18 protein-coding genes are annotated in these 17,463 nt (G+C 70.0%); 10 read left to right on the top strand and 8 right to left on the bottom strand.

From position 1 onward, the window contains the following. Nucleotides 1-72 precede the first annotated feature (72 nt). Nucleotides 73-1,542, top strand: a complete 1,470-nt coding sequence (locus ACHFIV_RS15970) for a hypothetical protein (protein WP_398968655.1) — start codon at nt 73-75, stop codon at nt 1,540-1,542. A gap of 87 nt (nt 1,543-1,629) precedes the next feature. On the opposite strand, the gene ACHFIV_RS15965 is transcribed toward ACHFIV_RS15970, so the two are convergent. Then, nucleotides 1,630-2,307, bottom strand: coding sequence for a response regulator (locus ACHFIV_RS15965; protein ID WP_398968652.1), 678 nt, complete (start codon nt 2,305-2,307; stop codon nt 1,630-1,632). Further along, nucleotides 2,304-3,416: a sensor histidine kinase gene (locus ACHFIV_RS15960; protein ID WP_398968650.1), complete on the bottom strand. Its 1,113-nt coding sequence runs from the start codon at nt 3,414-3,416 to the stop codon at nt 2,304-2,306. The genes ACHFIV_RS15965 and ACHFIV_RS15960 overlap by 4 nt, the downstream gene beginning before the upstream one ends. Before the next feature lie 183 nt (nt 3,417-3,599). Between ACHFIV_RS15960 and ACHFIV_RS15955 the strand changes: the two genes are divergently transcribed. From ACHFIV_RS15955 to ACHFIV_RS15940, 4 genes are all read left to right on the top strand, one after another. Next, nucleotides 3,600-4,241, top strand: a complete 642-nt coding sequence (locus ACHFIV_RS15955; protein WP_398968647.1) for a hypothetical protein — start codon at nt 3,600-3,602, stop codon at nt 4,239-4,241. Beyond that, the gene (locus tag ACHFIV_RS15950; protein WP_398968645.1) at nt 4,234-4,773 is read left to right on the top strand and encodes a hypothetical protein; all 540 of its coding nucleotides are present in this window, start codon (nt 4,234-4,236) and stop codon (nt 4,771-4,773) included. The genes ACHFIV_RS15955 and ACHFIV_RS15950 overlap by 8 nt, the downstream gene beginning before the upstream one ends. 348 nt (nt 4,774-5,121) lie before the next feature. Further along, the gene (locus ACHFIV_RS15945; protein WP_398968642.1) at nt 5,122-5,637 is read left to right on the top strand and encodes a hypothetical protein; all 516 of its coding nucleotides are present in this window, start codon (nt 5,122-5,124) and stop codon (nt 5,635-5,637) included. 21 nt (nt 5,638-5,658) lie between these two features. Then, nucleotides 5,659-6,204 (top strand): hypothetical protein, encoded by a 546-nt coding sequence (locus ACHFIV_RS15940; RefSeq protein ID WP_398968640.1) that lies wholly within the window; start codon nt 5,659-5,661, stop codon nt 6,202-6,204. A gap of 274 nt (nt 6,205-6,478) precedes the next feature. On the opposite strand, the gene ACHFIV_RS15935 is transcribed toward ACHFIV_RS15940, so the two are convergent. Beyond that, complete coding sequence (locus ACHFIV_RS15935; RefSeq protein ID WP_398968637.1) at nt 6,479-7,987, bottom strand: DUF4246 domain-containing protein; 1,509 nt, start codon at nt 7,985-7,987, stop codon at nt 6,479-6,481. Nucleotides 7,988-8,280: 293 nt separating this feature from the next. On the opposite strand from ACHFIV_RS15935, the gene ACHFIV_RS15930 reads away from it, so the two are divergent. Together ACHFIV_RS15930 and ACHFIV_RS15925 are read left to right on the top strand one after the other, a co-directional pair. Continuing rightward, nucleotides 8,281-8,868 carry a lytic transglycosylase domain-containing protein gene (locus tag ACHFIV_RS15930; protein ID WP_398968634.1) on the top strand — a complete coding sequence of 196 codons (588 nt, stop codon included), beginning with the start codon at nt 8,281-8,283 and terminating at the stop codon, nt 8,866-8,868. Nucleotides 8,869-9,014: 146 nt separating this feature from the next. Further along, nucleotides 9,015-9,818: an SDR family NAD(P)-dependent oxidoreductase gene (locus ACHFIV_RS15925; RefSeq protein ID WP_398968632.1), complete on the top strand. Its 804-nt coding sequence runs from the start codon at nt 9,015-9,017 to the stop codon at nt 9,816-9,818. Between the two features lie 294 nt (nt 9,819-10,112). Here ACHFIV_RS15925 and ACHFIV_RS15920 read toward each other — a convergent pair whose 3' ends face one another. Both ACHFIV_RS15920 and ACHFIV_RS15915 read right to left on the bottom strand, forming a co-directional pair. Continuing rightward, nucleotides 10,113-11,075, bottom strand: a complete 963-nt coding sequence (locus ACHFIV_RS15920) for an LLM class flavin-dependent oxidoreductase (RefSeq protein WP_398968629.1) — start codon at nt 11,073-11,075, stop codon at nt 10,113-10,115. Between the two features lie 265 nt (nt 11,076-11,340). Beyond that, nucleotides 11,341-12,045 carry a TetR/AcrR family transcriptional regulator gene (locus ACHFIV_RS15915; RefSeq protein ID WP_398968626.1) on the bottom strand — a complete coding sequence of 235 codons (705 nt, stop codon included), beginning with the start codon at nt 12,043-12,045 and terminating at the stop codon, nt 11,341-11,343. Nucleotides 12,046-12,177: 132 nt separating this feature from the next. Between ACHFIV_RS15915 and ACHFIV_RS15910 the strand changes: the two genes are divergently transcribed. Next, complete coding sequence (locus ACHFIV_RS15910; RefSeq protein ID WP_398968623.1) at nt 12,178-13,401, top strand: saccharopine dehydrogenase family protein; 1,224 nt, start codon at nt 12,178-12,180, stop codon at nt 13,399-13,401. 430 nt (nt 13,402-13,831) lie between these two features. Here ACHFIV_RS15910 and ACHFIV_RS15905 read toward each other — a convergent pair whose 3' ends face one another. The 3 genes from ACHFIV_RS15905 to ACHFIV_RS15895 are packed head-to-tail and all read right to left on the bottom strand — an operon-like array spanning nt 13,832 to nt 16,084. Continuing rightward, on the bottom strand, nt 13,832-14,539 hold the full coding sequence (locus ACHFIV_RS15905) for a B3/4 domain-containing protein (RefSeq protein ID WP_398968618.1): 708 nt from the start codon (nt 14,537-14,539) through the stop codon (nt 13,832-13,834). Nucleotides 14,540-14,579: 40 nt separating this feature from the next. After that, a complete protein-coding gene (locus tag ACHFIV_RS15900; protein ID WP_398968616.1) occupies nt 14,580-15,227 on the bottom strand; it encodes an FMN-binding negative transcriptional regulator in 648 nt (215 codons plus the stop codon). 23 nt (nt 15,228-15,250) lie between these two features. Continuing rightward, nucleotides 15,251-16,084, bottom strand: a complete 834-nt coding sequence (locus tag ACHFIV_RS15895) for an EamA family transporter (RefSeq protein WP_398968613.1) — start codon at nt 16,082-16,084, stop codon at nt 15,251-15,253. A 114-nt stretch (nt 16,085-16,198) separates the two neighbouring features. Between ACHFIV_RS15895 and ACHFIV_RS15890 the strand changes: the two genes are divergently transcribed. Further along, the gene (locus tag ACHFIV_RS15890) at nt 16,199-16,774 is read left to right on the top strand and encodes a helix-turn-helix domain-containing protein (RefSeq protein ID WP_398968610.1); all 576 of its coding nucleotides are present in this window, start codon (nt 16,199-16,201) and stop codon (nt 16,772-16,774) included. Nucleotides 16,775-17,089: 315 nt separating this feature from the next. Continuing rightward, nucleotides 17,090-17,362: a hypothetical protein gene (locus ACHFIV_RS15885; protein ID WP_398968607.1), complete on the top strand. Its 273-nt coding sequence runs from the start codon at nt 17,090-17,092 to the stop codon at nt 17,360-17,362. Nucleotides 17,363-17,463: the final 101 nt, after the last annotated feature.

The following is a 17,463-nucleotide window of genomic DNA, read 5'->3' as shown; positions in this document are numbered from 1 at the left end:
CGGTGACGGTTTCGGTCCGAGTCCGCCCCCGAAGTCCCGTTTCACGCGAGGGCGCGGTGCGACACTGAGCCGGTGCCGGAATTCATAGACCGCTTCACGAGCCTGCGCCGCGCGGGCATACGTTCCTTCCACGAGACCGAGCGCAACCTGATCGGTGTGAACGGCCCGGAGGTGCAACCCCACAACGAGGCCGGAGTGATCGGCTGGGGCACCTCGTGGCGCATGCAGGGCTACCTGTTGATGGCGCGGCGCACCGGAAGGCCCGCGTACGCCGAGCGGCTGGCGGAACTGATCGACCAGGTACTCCTCGCCCGCGACGACGTGCGCGGCAACCGCGACTTCCGTGGCCGCTGCCTGCCGGTGTGGAGCAGCGCCCACAAGTTCACCGCGGCCACCGCCGTCCTGCACGACACGGAAGGCCGCCCCGCCCTCGAGGTGACGGTCTGCCCGCCGCGCGCCAAGGCCGCGAAGGTCACCGTCGCGCCGGACGGTGAGCGGCACTTCAGCATCACCGTGAGCGGGCCCGAGCGACGGGACCTCACCGTGGACGGGCTCAGCCTGGACCCGTTGGACGAGCGTCGGGCGGACCGGGCCGTCTACGCCGCGTACGAGCAGCGCACCGCGGTCACCGCCCGGCTCGTCCTTCCGGAGCGGCCGGTGTCCGGTAACCGGCGCCCCGCCCCCGGAGTCTTCCCGGTACGCCCGGCCACGGTCTCGCTCGCCGCGCAGACCGGCATGATCACCTATCCCATGGCGGGTCTTGCCCGGCTGGCCCGCGAACGCCCCGCCGCCGTGCCCAGGTCGGTGCGCAACCGCCTCGACGGTTACCTCGACGCCGTCGACCGTGCGATGCGCGTCCACGACGAGCAGTGGGACACGACGGACGACGGGCGTGGGTTCTACCGCTGGCTGCCCGACGAGCCGGTCTCCTTCGCAGGCGCGGAGCTGCCCACCAACGAGTTCCTCGCGATGGGCCGCACCGCGGTCCAGCTCGCCGTCGTCACCGGTGACACCTACTGGTGCGAACGCGCCGCCGCGATGGCCCGCGCCCTGCGCGGCGACCTCACCGTCGCCGGTGGCGTGGCCAGCTGGCCGTACTGGCCGAGCTTCGGCCGGGTGTACCAGGGCTGGCAGGCGACCGGCTCCCCGAAGGCCGACGGCTCCGACTTCCGTCCCTCGTACCGCGCGGTCACCGTCCCCGAGGACGTCACGCACGCCCTCATAGACCTCGACTTCCTCTGCCTCTACCACGACGCCCCGGGCCTTCCGGACGTCTTCGTCGAAGCCGACATGCGCGCTGTGGCGAACACCTTCACCCACCACGCGATAAAGCGCGGTACAGGCCCGGTGCGACTGCGTCACGACGTCGGTGGACAGGGCCGCCGCGGTACCGACCGTGAACAGGCCCACGTCGCCGCATGGCTGCCCATGCGGCGCTGGTCCCGCGAGGTCCCCCGCTACGTCCGAGCGATCCGGCCGGCCGTCCCACCGCCTCCGTTGATGGGCGTCGACACCTACTGCGCGGCCCTCCTGACGCAGTGAGCAACCGTGTGCGGGAGGAGCCGTGCCGGCGACGCGCCTGCACGCCCGACCCACCGGCACCGCTGCACGGCGTCCCGGGCGTGCGCCCTACTCCTGCGGGACCGCACCGGCCAGGCCGTGCGCCCAGGCCCAGGCGGCGATACCCACCCGGTTGCGGGCCTTCAGCTTCGCCTGGACGTTCGCGATATGGGTCTTGGCGGTGCCCGCTGAAATGAAGAGCTTCCCGCCGATCTCGGCGTTGGTGAGGCCCTCGGCGACCAGACGGACGACGTCCTCCTCACGGGCGGTGAGAGGCGACGGAGCCGTGCAGACGGGGGCGGGGGAGGGGGCGAGGGTCTGGAGCAGACGGACCGTGACCTGGGGACTGACGAGGACGTCCCCGGCCATCGCTGCTCTGACGCCCTCGATCAGCAGCCCGGGGCCCGAGCGCTTGAGCAGGAACCCGCAGGCGCCGTCGTGCAGCGCCGTGCGAACGTAGTCGTCGTGGTCGAAGGTGGTCACGACGAGAACGCGCATGGGAACGGCTGCTTCCGGGCCGGCGAGGCGCCGAGTGAGTTCGAGGCCGTCCAGGCCCGGCATGCGGATGTCGGCAAGAACCAGATCCGGGCGCAAGGTGCGGGCGAGGTGGACGGCGGTGAGGCCGTCCGCCGCCTCGCCGACCACGGCCATGTCGGGCTGGGAGTTGAGTATCAGGCGGAAGCCACTACGGACGTCGTCCTGGTCGTCGGCGACGAGGATGCGGGTGGGGGCGGCGTTCGTCGTCATGATGTCCTCTTCGGAAGCGAGGTCGGCAGGGCGACGGTCAGTTGCCAGCCACCGCCGCCGATCGGTCCCGCCGAAAGGGTTCCGCCGAGAGTCCGAGCCTGTTCGGTGAGGGCGGGGAGACCGAGACCGCCCGGGGAAGCGCGGTGGTGGGACGGGGCAGATCCGGCGCCGCAGTCGTTGGTTACCCGGATCTCCACGGTCGTGGCCGTACGGGTCAGGACGACGGTGGCGTGGTGGGCGCCCGGCGCGTGTCTGCGGACGTTGGTCAGCGCCTCGACGACGACGCGGTATGCGGCGGCGCCCACCTCCCGGGAAAGCGCGTCCGCGACCTGGGGAGCCATGACCAGTTCCGCCTCGGTGGCGCCTGCTGCGTTGAAGTTCCTTATGAGCGAGGGAAGCCGGGACACATCGGGAAGCGGATCGACGGCGGGTGCCTCCGGGCCGTGCAGCATCTCCACGGCACGGTCCATCGAGGCGAGTGCTCTCAGGCCTGCCTTCTCGATGCGTTCCAGGGCGAGGACGGCGTGAGACGGGTCGGTGGCGGCCACGAAGCGGGCTGCTTGGGCCTGGACGACTATTCCGCTGACGTCATGGGCGACGAAGTCGTGCAGGTCACGGGACAGGTGCAGGCGCTGGGCGCTGCGGGCCTCGGCCACCGCACGCCGCCGGCGGAGTTCCTGGCGCCGGGGGTAGGCGCCGGCAGCCACCGCGCCGACCACGGGGAGAAGCCAGAAGGTGGCGATCCCGATGGCCTCCAGGAAGGTCTCGCCCGTGACCAGCGGCAGGGGCCAGAGGGCCACCGCGAGGGCGGTCGGCGGGAGGGTGCAGATGAGTTCGCGCGGCGGTGACCAGCGGGTGACCACGGCCAGGAGGAGCAGGAGGACAGCGGCCCCCGCCAGCTTCCAGTGGGCACCGGGACCGGCCGTGGGTAAGGCGAAACCGGTGGTCAGGGAGAGGGCGGCGCAGGCTGTGACCGGGCGGGCGAGACGGCCGAGCCGCTGCCGAAGGCCCGCACGGGGACGGGCAACGGCCCACGCCAGGGTGCCTGCGGCCGCGAGCGCCGGCGAAGCGCCCAGTGCTGTGACGGCAGGGCCGTTCGATTCCCACATGGTGATCAGCGTACGGGCGGGCGGCCCGGCGGGGCTCTCTGCCGAACGGCATAGGAGGGGGTGGGCGAAGGCGCCCACTCTGTGCCGATCGGCGGATGGGATCGCAGGGCGCCAAGGGCGAGGCTGAGACCGTTCAACCGGCACCACATTACGCAGACAGCCTTCGACCCAGGGGAGTTCCACATGCGTACCACCGCGATCGGCGCCACGGCAGCCATGGCGGTCATCGCCGGGCTGGTCGCTGCGGCGCCCGCTTCGGCGGACCTGACCGAGTCCGTCGAGAGGAAGCCGGCAAAGGCCGCGAGCGTCCACGGGCAAGCCCGCATCTCGTACATCGAGTCGATCGACGACGACATCCGCTTCACCATCCGCGCCGAGCAGAGGCCGTTCACGCGACCGGTGCTTCCCATCGCTCCGGAAGGCCTGTCCACAGACGCCCGGGGGACGCTGACGTTCTCCCACACCGCCCCGAGCGGGGAGTCCGGGTGGGCGGAGGCCCAGGTGGACTGCCTGGTCACCAGTGGCCGGACGGCGACGCTGACGGCAGTCGTGACGAAGTCGAACGTCGAGGACGTCGGCACCCGGCTGGGCATCAGCGTCCAACAGGCGGGAAAGGGCGAACCGGCCCGGCTCGGCTTCTCATGGGGCGTGGTGAACATCGCTCCTGAGCACGTCGACGAGAACGGTCAGCCGATGAGGCCGCAGACCGGTACGTGTATGGCCCCCGCGTCCTTCACGACCGTGATCACGGGCGGCTTCGAGGTGGTCCACGCAGAGCTCATGAAGTCCCCCGCGCAGACCGAGGGGGCGTCGCGCCGTGGCTGACACCCTGGACGGCGCAACGCTCGTGCCGGCCGCGCCGCATGTCCCGCGCTCCATCCGTCTGGCGGCGCACGCTGCCGCGTTGACCCTGGTGCCGTCCGGGCTGTGGCGTATCGCTGTCGCCGTGGGCTGGGACTCCGGGTTCACCGATGAGGTCCTGCACCCGGAGAACTTTCCAGGTGAGGGGTCTCCGTACCTCATCGGACTGAGTTTGTTCGCCGAGGCACTCGGGCTTCTCACCCTGGGCCTGGTCCACAGTTGGGGCGAGGAAGTCCCGCGCTGGGTACCGGTTCTGGGCGGTCGGCGCGTTCCCGTGCCGGCCGCGGTGATTCCTGCCTCGATCGGGGCGGCACTCGTCACCGTCGTCACGTTCACCGGTGCGTTCGGCTGGAACGACGCGGACAACATGGGCGCCGCAGGCTCCCCGGAGGGCGGCCTCTACTGGCTGATGACCGCCTGCTATCTGCCGCTGCTGGCGTGGGGCCCGCTGCTCGCGGTGGTCACGATCGCCTACTACCGCCGTCGGTGTCGCTGAGCCATCTGGGTCCGGTTCTTGTGCAAGCTGCTCAGGAAGAGCGACAGGCCGGTGCGGCCAGTTAAGGACGTTCGGCGAGCCGACAGGGGACAGGGACGCCTGAGGGCTCGACCGCGAACAGGCCTCCGGACCGGGCGCGGGGGCGCGAAGGATGGCGTGCCGGGCCGTGTCACGCGTTGAACAGCCGGATCGTCGGACCGTCGGGCAGTAGCTGATGGTCCTGCTCGGGTCCCCGGCCGGGTAGTCGACCCGCAGCCCCGGCCGGATCGTGAGCAGTCGTCCCCTCGACGTCGGAGACAGGCACAGCGCCGCGTAGGGTCAGAGGCAACCGAGCTGGGGGAGTGCGGGATGGCCGGAACTGCGGTCGGTCGGGGCGTTCGGCTCGGCGTACGGATCGGGGCGGTGCCGGCGGTGGTCTTCGGCGCCATGGCACTCGTCAGCGCGGTGATGTGGCTCCCCACCGGGCCGGCCCACGCACTGGAGGTTCTCCTGCGGGGTGTCGCCGTCGCGGGCGGGAGTCTGGGGGTCGGTCTCCTGCTCGGTGGGGTAACCGGCGCGGCGCTCGCTCTGTCGCCCGAGTGGCTTGCTCGCCGGGCTCCGTTGAGGGGGTTGCTCGCCGGCTGTGTCGCGGGCACGGTGTACCTCGGTGAGACCGTAGTCGTGACAGTCGCCTTCGACGGCGGCCACGCACCGATGTTCCTCACCCTCCTTTCCACGCCTGTCGTCGGTGCCGTGGCAGCCGTACACAGCGGGGACGTCCTGGGGCGTACGCACTACCACCCGTGGTTGGTGAAAGAGGAGGAGTGTCCCAAGGGCTGGGCAAGGCGCTTCGGGCGGGTACCGGGTCCGCGTACGCATGGGTGAGCGCCAGTGCTGCCATGATCCGTGGATGAACTCGCCAAGTCCGTCCCGACCCGCGTGGTGGTACTGCCGACGACAGACCGTGCCGGGGGCACGCGGCGCAACCTGGCGTTCGGCGTGGTTCGTTGGCAGGTCCACCTGGCATCAAGCGAGGAATGGCACATGATCTATGCACTGACGAGCTTCTTCGTCCTCGGGGCTTGCTTCATGACCTGGAAGGCCTTTCAGCTCTGGCGCGACCCGGCGCTTGTCGACTTCTTCCTGTCCGTGTTCACCTTTCTCCCGTTCGGACCGGATGCACGGCGAGGAGAGGTCCGCTCACTCGCCATCACCGTCGTCTCCTTGTGGGCCATAAGTTTCCTGGTGGTGGCGGGCCTCTGGAGCGATGACGTCGGCGACAGTCTCGACCTCGCGGGTCTCGCCGCCGTCGTGGTGATCATCGGATGTCTCGTGGCCGAGGCCTGCGTCATCCTCTTCAACCGACCGAAGTGCCTGGTTCCGCCTCACATGAGGTCCGAGCAAGGAGCACTGGCGAAACGCCGGAAGACACGCAGGAGGTCGTCCGTTTAGCTACTGCCGGACGCGCGGCGATCCGCACGCGCGGGCGTCGACGTGTTGACCGCGCGTCACTGTGGGGAGTGTCGCTCTGCTCGCCCAGGACATGCGCCAGCTGTCCTCACCCCCCCTTGTCCGGCCCCCAGATGCGCAGCGCGACAGCGGAGAGACGCGCCGGTGTCAACGTGCCGGACAACAGATGTCCTGGCCACCACATCGCGCCCTGTCCTCCAGGCCGCCTCTGCCTTCTTGGCCTGGACGTACGCAGGCCAGGAGGGGGTCAGTGCGTTCAGTGCTCGCAGAGGGAGAACTCCCGCTCGTAGAGCTGCTCGTTGTGTTCGTCGACGAAGAACTTGCGTTCCCGCATGAGCTGTTCGCGGTACTCCCTGGCTTGGTCGAGCGTCATCGTCGACGTGTCCGACCACGGTTGCTGAGGTGGCACGTCGGATGTCGAGACGATCCTTTCCGATGGGTCGACCAGGAAGAACGCGAGTATTTTGCGATGCCCCGGGCGGGTGGGGTCCGTGAGACGGAAAGAGCCGACGCGGTGTTGCAGGACGTTCGGGAATGCCAGACAGCGGCCGGCCGGGGTCGATGCCGAACCCAGTATCTGGTTCAGCGCGTCCTCGTCCTCCAGCCCGTAGACCTCACGCAGACCGTTGTCGTCGTTCTGTTCGTAGTTCGGGTCATCGAGGGCCGCACGGAAACTCAGCCGGCTTTCGGTGATGTTCTCGCTGTCCCAGTAGTAGATCCCGGTCGAGACGATTCGTTCGTTCAGCATTCCCTCGACGTGCCACGAGCCGCCGTTGTATTCGGGCTTGTCCGGTGTGAGATGAATGGTGGCGAGCTTGACGATGACCTGGAGACGGCGTCCGCGCAGGTCGACCCGGGCTGAGGCGTCGGGCGACTCGGGGACGGTGAAGGCCGGGGCGTCCGGAATGACCGGGCGGCGGTTCTCCCACCAGTCGTCCTCCGCCTCTTCCCACGCGCCGAGAGCCTCCGCGTAGGCTTCGTCGTCGCTGTAGGAGGCCCTGTCGGGATGTTCCGGCTCCGAGTCGTACCACCCGTACGGATCAGCCTCGATCCGCAGGGGCCGCGGATGGCGCAGGTCGGTGAGCACGTTCTCCAGCAGGGGACGCATGCGCGCGAACACGTCCGGCAGGACGGAGGCCAGCTCGCGATGAGTGACGGGGTGCACGTTGTTGACGTACGAACGGAACGAGACGTCGCCGTCGTCACTGACGTCGACGTCCGTCGGGAGCCACTGGAAGTCTTCCGAGAACTCGTACTTCGAGTAACGGTCCGTCGGGTTCTGCCACGCGCGCTCAGGCGCACCGCTCACCCCTCTCACCAGGCAGAACAGTGAGGGATGGACCAGATCCAGGACCTGGCCGCCGGACCCGGGATGCCAGTCCCGCTCCGTCTCCGGTACCTGTTCCAGCACCCGCACGGCCTCGCGCAGCCGGGACCGGAGCTCGTCGTCGATCAGTGTGTCCGACTGCCATACCCCGTCCACGGCGGACACTTCGATGCCGGTCCGTCCGTCCCGCAGCGCGGCGTAGTGCTGAAGTTCGTCAAGCACGTAACGGATCTGCGCTTCGGTGAGGCCCTGGGCGACCGCCTCCCGCGTCCACCTGTCGACGATGTCGGGGTGGTTCATCTTGTCGAACCACCCCGACTTCGCCCGGATGTGTGAGCTGCACTGCATCATCTGGAGTTCCCGCAGCGTTCGGGGTGCCGCGAACGCTATGGAACGGGAAGCGTGAAAGGGCAGCGGGAAAGCGGACAGGCCAGTCACGTCTCTGGTCCTCACAGTCGGTGTGCGATGGCGGGAAGAATACGTCAGCGGACTGACAGCGCAGCTGAGCCCGCCTCACCCCCGGAAGGACCGGTGCGCGCCGGGCGCCGGCAGCTGGTTGAGCGGCGAGCGCGTCGGCCGGGGAGGCAGGCGGGTGTGCGCTGCCCTGGACGTGCCCAGGGGCGAGTGGGTGGCAGTGGATTGAGGCCGGTCCGCGGGGGCATGTGCACCACAGTTCGGTGGATGCCCCGCTCTGCAAGTGAGGGCGGACAGCAAGGGTGAGGTGAGTGAGGATGGCCGGGCGATCGAATGCGGCATCGAAGCCGGTGGACCACGGTGGCGTCCGGACGCCACCACTGCGTCCAGGCGGCTACGATCCGGCCGACTACGCCACATGTGTCCTGCACAGCGCGGAAGAGTCCGGCGTCTCACCACTGCTCGTGATGACGGTTCTCCACAACGAGGCCTACAAACCTCATCATCCGCTTCTGGAGCGGTTGTGGCAGTGGTGGAAACCCGGGGCGGCCTACGGAGTGGGCAACATGCACCGCGCGACGTTCGAACAGGTACGACGGTCGCACGGCCTCGCGGAACGGTGGCAGGATCTCCGCGACGATCCGGCGTTCGCCGTACACGCGGCGGCCCTGCATCTGAAGGACCTCGACCGGAGTCTTCCGCGGCGGCACGTGCGCCGCTACACCCGCGACGAACTTCTGGCCCTGGGTTACAACGCGGGTGAACGCAACATGCGAGCCTTCGCACGCGGCGTACCGCCAGGCCCCATGGCACGGTCGTATCTGCGTCGTTACCGTGCCTATCGAGTCAGAGCCGCCACGATTCTGGCGGACTGCCCCACGCCGCGCCCCACCGGCGCCGTCTGAGTTGTGCTCGCTCACGTGGCCGGGAGGCCCGGGGAGTGGTTCACAGCACCTCCTCGGGACCGCGTTGTTCGTCGTTCCCTTCCTCCTGACGGCGGCGGCGCTACTCGCCGGTCACTCGTAGTGTGAGGCTGAGGACAGGAGAGGCGATGGGCGCACAGCGGGGCAAGGCGTTGGTCACGGGTGCTTCCTCGGGCATCGGAGCGGCCTACGCGGCGAGGCTGGCCGCCGGGGGGTGGGACACCGTCCTGGTGGCCAGGCGGGGACCACGGCTCGAGGAAGCGGCTGCACGTCTGCGCGCAACGACCGGAACGGCCGTGGAGACCCTGGTGGCGGATCTTTCGGATCCCGAAGGCCTGGGGCGTGTGGTGGAGCGGGCGGGACAGGACGACATCGGGTTCCTGTGCAACAACGCAGGGATCAACGGATACGGCCCGTTCGCCGCGCTGGAGCCGGGGCTGATGGCCAAGGTCCTGAACGTCAATGTCCTCGCCGTCACCGCGCTGGCCCGGGCAGCGGTCCCGGGGATGCTTCAGCGGGGCCAGGGGACGGTGGTCAACGTGGCCTCCCAGCTGGCGTTCGCCGCTTCCCTGCCTCCGCACCCGCTGCCCGAGCGCGCCGTGTACGCCGGCACCAAGGGCTACGTGGTCACGTTCACCCGGACGCTCGCCGCCGAGCTGTCCGGCTCACCCTTGCGTCTGCAGGTCCTGTGTCCTGGCCTCACCGCCACCGAGTTCCATCGCTCGCGCGGCGAGGAACCCGTGGGCGGGAGTGAGCAGTCCGTGCACGCGGACGGGGGCATGCCGGTGGAGCAGGTGATCGAAGCCTCGCTGGCCGCACTGGAGGCCGGCCAGGTGGTGTGTGTACCCGGGTTGTCCGACGCGGCGCCGGTCGACGGGCTTTCGGCGGCAGAGCTAGCGATCCGCGCCGCGGCCCGCAACGACCGCGACTGAAAGCCTCGACGCCCTCGACGCCCTCGACGGCCGTCGGCTGTTGCAGCCGGGTGCACGCGCCCCGGGCACGGATGCGGGCGTGCCCTGCACAGTGGGAACGCAAGAACCTCGGCGCCGGACCGTCTCCAGTCCGTCACGCGTCGGCTCCCGCGACGTACTCGCGTGTGAACAGCACGCCTTGCTCGAAGGCAGCGGCCCTCGGCCTGGCCTGTGGCTCACGGAAGACGAAGGTAGGCGGGCCGGGACCCGAAGCGCTGCGCTCCGTCGCGCACGGCCCATGCAGGCCCCACCCGGTCACAGGATCGCGGCCAGCCTTTCCAGGGAGGCAAGGTAGTCAGGGCCCACCGGAGCCAGGACGGCACTGGTGACACCCGCGTCGAACAGCTCGCTCACGCGCGACCGGGCCTGGCTCGGCGTGCCCGCCACGGCGAGCTGCCCCACCCATTCGTCCGGGAGGGCGCGGGCGAAGTCCTGCGGGTCGTCGTGGCGGGCGCGCAGTTCGAGGAGACCGTCGTGGAAGGGGAGCGGAGCGATGTGTGGCCGCCAGTCGGGCTCGCCGACCACTTCCAGGGCGGGGCGAACGGCTGCCACAGCCGCCTCCGGATCCTCGTCCACAGCAGCGACGTTGTAGGCGACCAGGCGGTGGGCGCCCGCTGGGGCGATGTGCTTGAGGGCCTGCTCGACGTAGGGCGGCGTCACCGGTTCCGCCAGGACGGTGCCGTCCGCCACCTCACCGGCCACGGTCAGCGATCTGGCCCCCCGTACTCCGGCCAGAACGAGAGGAACGGTTGTCGGCACAGCGCTCTCGTGCAGCCGTACGTCATTCAGCTGCACATACCGGCCTCGGCAGTCGACGACTCGTCCGCTGAGGAGCGCCTTCAGCGCGGTGATGTACTCACCCAGGAGCGTCAGGGGACTTTCGGGCCACGCCCCGGCGTCCCGCATCCAGACCGGCATGCCGTGGCCGACGGTGACGTCAAGGCGTCCTGGATGCAGTTGCGCCAGGGTCGCGATCTCCATCGCGGCGAAGGCCACGTTGCGGGCGCCCGCCGGCAGCAGCCCGACACCGACACGGATACGCGTGGTGGAGGCGAGGGCGGTGGCTGCCTGGGAAAGCCCACCGTGGTACCCGAGATCCTCCACCACCCACAACTCATCGAAGCCGTGTCTCTCCGCGTGTCGGGCGTAGGTGACGAACTCCCGTGCCGGCATGTCGCGTGGGACGAGTACACCGATGGCATGGTCCGGCCTTGTCATGTTGTTCTCGTCCTCCATGGAGTCGGGTGAGCCGGCGTCTCAGGTGCGCCCCTGGCCGACGTCCATTCTCACGGCAGCAGACCGCTGCCGGTCACCCCCCTGCCTCAGGCCGGGGCGCTCGCACCCCGACGGCCCGTCCGGCCGGATGTCGGACGTGGGCCGCCCGCCGTCGTCTACCGTGATGCCTCGTGAAGTGCTCGCGAGAAGGCACTGCGCGGCCCCCGAAGCCCCAGCCGGACCACGCTCCGCACAGGGGCCTGGCGTTTCACCCTCCGTCGGCGAGCTCGGCGGCGGCACTCGCCAGCAGCATGTCCAGCACGGTCGGGTAGGCGCTGGACGTCATACGCGCGGCCAGCAGACCGGCCGTGGCCGCGATGTGCGGGAAGCTCCGCTCCGACAGGTTCGCGTACGTCGATTCCCACATGCCTTCGTCGGCCTGGCGCGACTCCGTCGCCAGGGCGAGGGCACCGGCGTCCAGAGCGGCGAATGCCAGGCTCAGGTCGATGAAGGCGTGGTAGATCCGCACCGAGTCCGGATCGGTGAACCCGGCCGTACGCAGGATGCCGAGGACGGCCTCGTCCGCCTCGATCTCGCGCGGGCGCCCCGTGACACGGCTCGCGGTGAGGACCGCGGCCTGGGGGTGGGCGAGGTATGCGCCGTGGATGCGCAGCCCCAGTCCACGCAGGTCCCGTCGCCAGTCGCCGGTCGGCGCCCAGCCGGTCATGGCTCGGCCGATGAGCTCCTCGCCGATGGCGAGGGTGAGGTCGTCCATCCCCGAGAAGTACCGGTACAACGTGCTGGGGTCCGCCCCCAGGGCCGCGCCCAGCCGTCGTGCGGTCAGCCCTGCACTGCCGTGCTCGCGCAGCATCCGAAGGGCGGTGTCCACGATCAGCCGCTCGGACAGGATCATGCCGTGCCGGGTGGGCCGGCGTCGCCTGCGCGCCTCTTCGGGAACCACTCTCTTCGCCATCGACGGCCACCTCCCCCTCACGGGCGGGTTCGCCCGCGTCCTTATGCCAACGCCATTGACCTTAGTTGAGGGACCCGGGTTTCATCCCTCTCCGGGAGGCGCGGGCCTCCCGTCCGAGGAAGGATCTCTGTCATGCGTGTACTTCTTGTCGGCGCCGGCGGCGTCGGATCGGCGATCACCCGGATCGCGGCCCGCCGCGACTTCCTCGACCACATGGTCGTCGCCGATCACGACGTCTCCCGCGCCGAGGCCGCAGTGGCCGCGCTGGGCGGCTCCGCAGGCAGGTTCAGCGCCTGCCGCGTCGACGCCTCGGACGAGGCGGCTGTCACCGCGCTGCTCACCCAGCGGCAGTGCGACGTGCTGGTGAACGCCACCGACCCGCGGTTCGTCATGCCGCTCTTCCGGGCGGCCCTGGCGGCCGGCACGCACTACCTCGACATGGCGATGTCGCTGTCGCGCCCGCATCCCGGCCGGCCGTACCGGGAGTGCGGGGTCAAACTCGGCGACGAGCAGTTCGAGCACGCACAGGAGTGGGCGGAGTCCGGCCGTCTCGCGCTCGTCGGTATGGGCGTGGAGCCCGGACTGTCGGACGTGTTCGCTCGCTACGCCGCCGAGGAACTCTTCGACGAGATCGAGGAGATCGGCATCCGCGACGGAGCGAACCTGACCGTCCAGGGCTACGACTTCGCGCCCTCCTTCAACATCTGGACCACCATCGAGGAGTGCCTCAACCCGCCCGTGGTCTATGAGGCGCAGCGTGGCTGGTTCACGACGGAGCCGTTCAGCGAACCCGAAGTCTTCGACTTCCCCGAGGGCATCGGTCCGGTCGAGTGCGTCAACGTCGAGCACGAGGAGGTGCTGCTCATCCCCCGCTGGGTGGACGCCCAGCGCGTCACCTTCAAGTACGGTCTCGGCGACGACTTCATCAGCAAGCTGAAGACCCTGCACGCCCTGGGCCTGGACTCGACGATCCCGGTCACTGTCCCCGGCGAGGCGGGCCCCGTGCGCGTCTCCCCCCGCGACGTGGTCGCCGCCTGCCTGCCGGACCCGGCCACACTCGGCGAGCGGATGGCCGGCAAGACCTGTGCGGGGACCTGGGTCAAGGGCGTCAAGGACGGACAGCCACGCGAGGTCTACCTCTACCACGTGGTCGACAACCAGTGGTCCATGCGCGAATACGGCTCCCAGGCCGTGGTCTGGCAGACCGCGATCAACCCGGTGGTGGCCCTGGAACTGCTCGCCACCGGCGTCTGGACCGGCACCGGAGTCCTCGGTCCCGAAGGGCTCCCGCCCCGACCGTTCCTCGACCTTCTCACTGCCTACGGCTCCCCGTGGGCCATGCGGGACGGGGGCTGACGTCCCCGTCGGCCGAACGGGGCGCCGACGCACGCGCGCCGCAGGCCGCCGGCCATGATCGAGCATCGGTTTCCGAGGCCGTCCGCGTCGGTCGGCGTCGTGCGCGGTTCCCGAAGTCGCGCGCGGCAGGCGGCGCCCAGAGGGCCTGCGAACCGCTGGCGGAAGGAGGTGCCGCCGACTCGATGTGGTCCGACGGCACCGAGAGTCCTGCCGGCGTCACTGCCTCAGAGCGTGAACCCGGAAGCACAGCCCTTCCGGGGCGCTGCATAGCCGCCACACGGAATGGACGGAGTGGTCGGCCACCCGGATCCAGATAGTGGGACTCCGGCCGCCGACGCGCAGGCGGGGGTGACGCCATCCGGATGCAGGCCCCCGACGGTGACGTCCCACTACGGAGTGGCGATGAGCCCATCCGAAGCAGAGTCCTGGCTCAGATGGCGGCCTGAGGGCTTGCGGGGCTGAGGTAGTCGACGCTGCTCCGGTCGGAGTGCCCGGTGAGCAGGTCCTGCAGCTCGCCGACGGCGGTCTTGAGGAGGTGGCCGTCGCGAGCGCCGTGCAGGGTCTCGAGGAGGAAGGCCACGTGGGTGGAGTCCTCGGTGACCCGGGTGCGGTGGGCGTCGCGGTGGTTCCAGTGGCGGGTGAGGACGTCGGTGCCGTCGATGTAGATGATCTCCCCGGCCTTGGGGTTCTCGACCGTGCCGGGTTCGCCGAGAGGAGTGAAGGTCTCGCTGCCGTCGGCGTGGCGGAGTTCGACATCGCCGGTGACGCGGGCGAGGTCGAAGGCGCCGGCCGGCAGGCCGTGGCGGACGGAGACGGAGTTGTACGAGTCGACGGCCGGGTTGATCCGGGGCAGCGAGCCCCTCTTCACCAGGCGGCGGCCGAGGGCATCGACGCTGGGGCGGATGCGGCGGGGGTTGGTCCCGAAGGAGCGGTAGGCGTTGTGCCATGCCTCGATACGCGGGTCGCTCTCGTCGGCGGGGACCCACGTGCCGGCCGCGAGCTGCTGCTCCAGGTCTTCCTGGGCGGTGGTGGTGGCAGGCCAAGCTTCGCGGCCGCGCAGACCGGTGGCGATGACGACGGCGACGAGGCTGTCGGGGAAGGCGTCGGTGACGGCGGGGCTGAGGCGGAAGGTGGTCATCGCAAGGGGTATCCGTTCCGTGAGGGACTGGGCGGCAGGGTCACGGCTTCCAGGGGCCGATGCGGTTCAGACGTCGCATCTGCTGGGCCGCGGTGAGCGCATCCAGGGCAGTGCCGCGGGCGGTGAGCCGCTGGGCGGTGTCGCTGCGTTGCTCGACGGGCTTGTGGTCGTCGTACTTGAACTTCGCGCGGACCTCGGTGACGTCCAGGCGAAGGCCGCGGATGCCGGGCAGCATCCGTCCGTAGGGCGAACGGTCATGGCTGATGGGGGCGTGGTCGCCGTCGGGCTGGAAGTGGGCCATCTGACGGCGCAACAGCTCAGCTTTGCCCTCGGGCTCGTCGATGATCTCGGCCCGGCAGGTGAACTGGACGGCCGTGTAGTAGCTGGTGGGGACGCCGTCGGTGGGCGCGATGCCCGGCGCGGCGCGCCAGGGTCCGGGAACGAAGGCGTAGTCGCTGGTGACGGTGAAGGTGACGTTCGGATCGGCTTCGATCGCCCTCCAGACGGGGTTGGGGCGGGCCAGGTGGACCAGCAGGGCGCCGCCGTCGACGCTGAAGTGGGTGGGCACGACCGTGGGCGCCTGGCCAGGCAGTCCGTTGGCGCTGAGGACACCGAAGTCGTGGCCGTCGGCGACCCAGGTCTGCCATTCGGCGTCGTCGAGGGCGGCGTCCCAGGGGTGGATGAGCATGCCGTGCACCTTCCTGTGGGTGGTCAGGCCAGGGCGAGGAGGCTGACGGCGACGGCCGCGGTGCCGAGGCCGATCAGTTGTCCGCGGTGGATACGTTCGGCGAGGACACTGCGGGCGAGCAGGACGGTACCGGCCGGGTAGAGCGCGGTGATCACGGCGACGACCGCCAGGTCGCCGCTGCGGGCGGCGAGGAGGAACAGCAGGTTCGCTACCGAGTCCAGCACGCCTGCCGTAGCCGACATGGCGTACGCGGGCTTCTCCGAGCCGAGTCTGCGGTACATCAGCCCGGCCGCGGCCAGCGTGACGGCAGAGGACACGGCGCGGCCGACGATCAGGGGGCCGACGCCGCTGTCCGCAGGCGCTTGGTGGAGAAAGACGAGCTGGAGCGCGATGGCGGCCCCGGCCCCGAGGCCCATCAGCAACGCAGTGCGCGACGGTGCCCTGCGGGTGCCGTGTCCGGCGCTGACCAGCACCACGGCGGTCAGGGCGAGCGGCAGGCCGATCAGCCCGGCCAGGCCCAGGTGCTCCCCCTGGAGCAGCCCGACGCCGACTGGCAGCATCGCCGAGACCAGCGCGGTGACCGGCGACAGGACATTCATCGGGCCGATCGCGAGCGTGCGGTAGAGGAGGGCGAACGCGGCGGCCGACGCGACGCCCGACGCCGCGCCCCAGCCGAGGGTGGCGGGGGCGAAGGAGGCGCCGAGGAGGGGCCACAGCAGCAGTTCGACGGCGAGCGAGGCCGGAGCGGCGATCATCACGGTGCGCAGGACATGGGCCTTGCGGGCACCCAGACCGCCGAGGAAGTCGGCGCATCCGTAGGCCAGGGAGCTGCCCAGTGCCAGCAGCAGAGCAATCACGGGTACATCCCTTACTATCAATGGAACGACTACACCGTACAACGCACCGACCGAAGGTATCAACCAACCGACCGTGCGGCGCATTGCACTGATCCATCCCTGGGGGGTGACGTGATGTCCGAGACCGAGGTGGCGCTGCGGACGCTCGCGCACAACGTCCGCACAGCCCGTACCCGTGCCGGGTTGTCGCTGGACGAGCTCTGCCGCCGTGCCAAAGTCAGCAAAGGAGCCTTGGCCGGGCTGGAGAAGGCCCAGGGAAACCCGAACTTCGCCACTCTGGTCCGTCTCGCCGACACCCTCGGCATCTCGGTGTCCGCGCTCATGGAAGGGCCGACCGAAGGCCGTGTCAGGGTCGTGGCCGCAGATGCCGTCATGCCCCTGTGGAAGGGGGAACGCGGCAGCGACGCCCGGCTGATGCTGACCACTTCGGGACCGGCCCCGGTCGAGGTCTGGCGCTGGACGCTGGAGCCCGGTGAGGAGTACCCCAGCCACCCCCACCAGGCCGGCGTCGTGGAGACCGTCAGTGTCACCGCCGGGCGGATGGTGCTCGTCGTCGACGGCACCGATCATCCTGTCGAGGCCGGCCAGACAGCCGCTTTCGACGGCGACACCACCCATGCCTACCGCGGCGCGGGCACCGAGAGCTGCCAGCTGATCATGACCGTCCACCTCCCGCCCGGCCCGGCCTGATATCGCGCCCTCACCGGGTGGACCCCACCGGCCAGGGCCCGCCGCTTCGAAGGGTCCGCACAGGGGCGAGCGTCGAATGTGCCGGTGGCCGACCAGGCAGTCAGTGAGGCCGAGGCTTTTCCTCGACGTCGTCGCGTCGTTTCAGGCGGCTGATTCTCGCCAGAGCCTGATCGGTCGATCACCGGCGGGGCGCTTGCCCGGCTGTTACGGTCGAGCGTGCAGTTCACTTCGGGCGGAACGGGCGGACCCCGTCTCGACGCCGCGGCCACGGCGTGGTCGGGCCGTGGCAACAACGTATGGGGATCTCTTGCAGGGGTGGCCAGCGCTCAGCGCGCGGCCGAGGCGTTCCATTCCGCAGGGTGGGGGGCCCGCCTGTCGAGCTGGGACGAATGCGAGGTCGAGAGTGCCTTCGCTCAGCTGGAACTGATGTCGCTGGACCCTGTGCTGTTCAGCGGGTTCGTGGATTCCGCCCGCATTTCTGTTCTTCTGACAGCCCTGGAAGGCATGGGCCTGCCGTTCACCGTCGAGTTCCACGACCACGACGGCCGAGAGCACCTCTACCACTCCGCTGCTCGGGCCAGTCGCTGACCGATGGTGGCCCCGGCGTCGCGGCTTCGCATGACGGTTGTAGCCGTGGGGCGGATGGCGTCCAACGTAGGGGTGCGCGAAGGGCAGCGGCATCGCTGGCG

Origin of the sequence: Streptomyces sp. ALB3 (assembly GCF_044385685.1) — a bacterium.
GTDB lineage: Bacteria > Actinomycetota > Actinomycetes > Streptomycetales > Streptomycetaceae > Streptomyces.
Note: the sequence above shows the minus strand (reverse complement) of the source record. Positions and strands in the feature narration are given on the sequence as shown.

Excerpts from the sequence above, each read along its gene's own strand:
- ACHFIV_RS15965 (WP_398968652.1), bottom strand. The coding sequence starts at position 2,307 with ATGACGACGAACGCCGCCCCCACCCGCATCCTCGTCGCCGACGACCAG.
- ACHFIV_RS15960 (WP_398968650.1), bottom strand. The coding sequence starts at position 3,416 with ATGTGGGAATCGAACGGCCCTGCCGTCACAGCACTGGGCGCTTCGCCG.
- ACHFIV_RS15955 (WP_398968647.1), top strand. The coding sequence starts at position 3,600 with ATGCGTACCACCGCGATCGGCGCCACGGCAGCCATGGCGGTCATCGCC.
- ACHFIV_RS15945 (WP_398968642.1), top strand. The coding sequence starts at position 5,122 with ATGGCCGGAACTGCGGTCGGTCGGGGCGTTCGGCTCGGCGTACGGATC.
- ACHFIV_RS15930 (WP_398968634.1), top strand. The coding sequence starts at position 8,281 with ATGGCCGGGCGATCGAATGCGGCATCGAAGCCGGTGGACCACGGTGGC.
- ACHFIV_RS15925 (WP_398968632.1), top strand. The coding sequence starts at position 9,015 with ATGGGCGCACAGCGGGGCAAGGCGTTGGTCACGGGTGCTTCCTCGGGC.
- ACHFIV_RS15920 (WP_398968629.1), bottom strand. The coding sequence starts at position 11,075 with ATGACAAGGCCGGACCATGCCATCGGTGTACTCGTCCCACGCGACATG.
- ACHFIV_RS15915 (WP_398968626.1), bottom strand. The coding sequence starts at position 12,045 with ATGGCGAAGAGAGTGGTTCCCGAAGAGGCGCGCAGGCGACGCCGGCCC.
- ACHFIV_RS15910 (WP_398968623.1), top strand. The coding sequence starts at position 12,178 with ATGCGTGTACTTCTTGTCGGCGCCGGCGGCGTCGGATCGGCGATCACC.
- ACHFIV_RS15905 (WP_398968618.1), bottom strand. The coding sequence starts at position 14,539 with ATGACCACCTTCCGCCTCAGCCCCGCCGTCACCGACGCCTTCCCCGAC.
- ACHFIV_RS15900 (WP_398968616.1), bottom strand. The coding sequence starts at position 15,227 with ATGCTCATCCACCCCTGGGACGCCGCCCTCGACGACGCCGAATGGCAG.
- ACHFIV_RS15890 (WP_398968610.1), top strand. The coding sequence starts at position 16,199 with ATGTCCGAGACCGAGGTGGCGCTGCGGACGCTCGCGCACAACGTCCGC.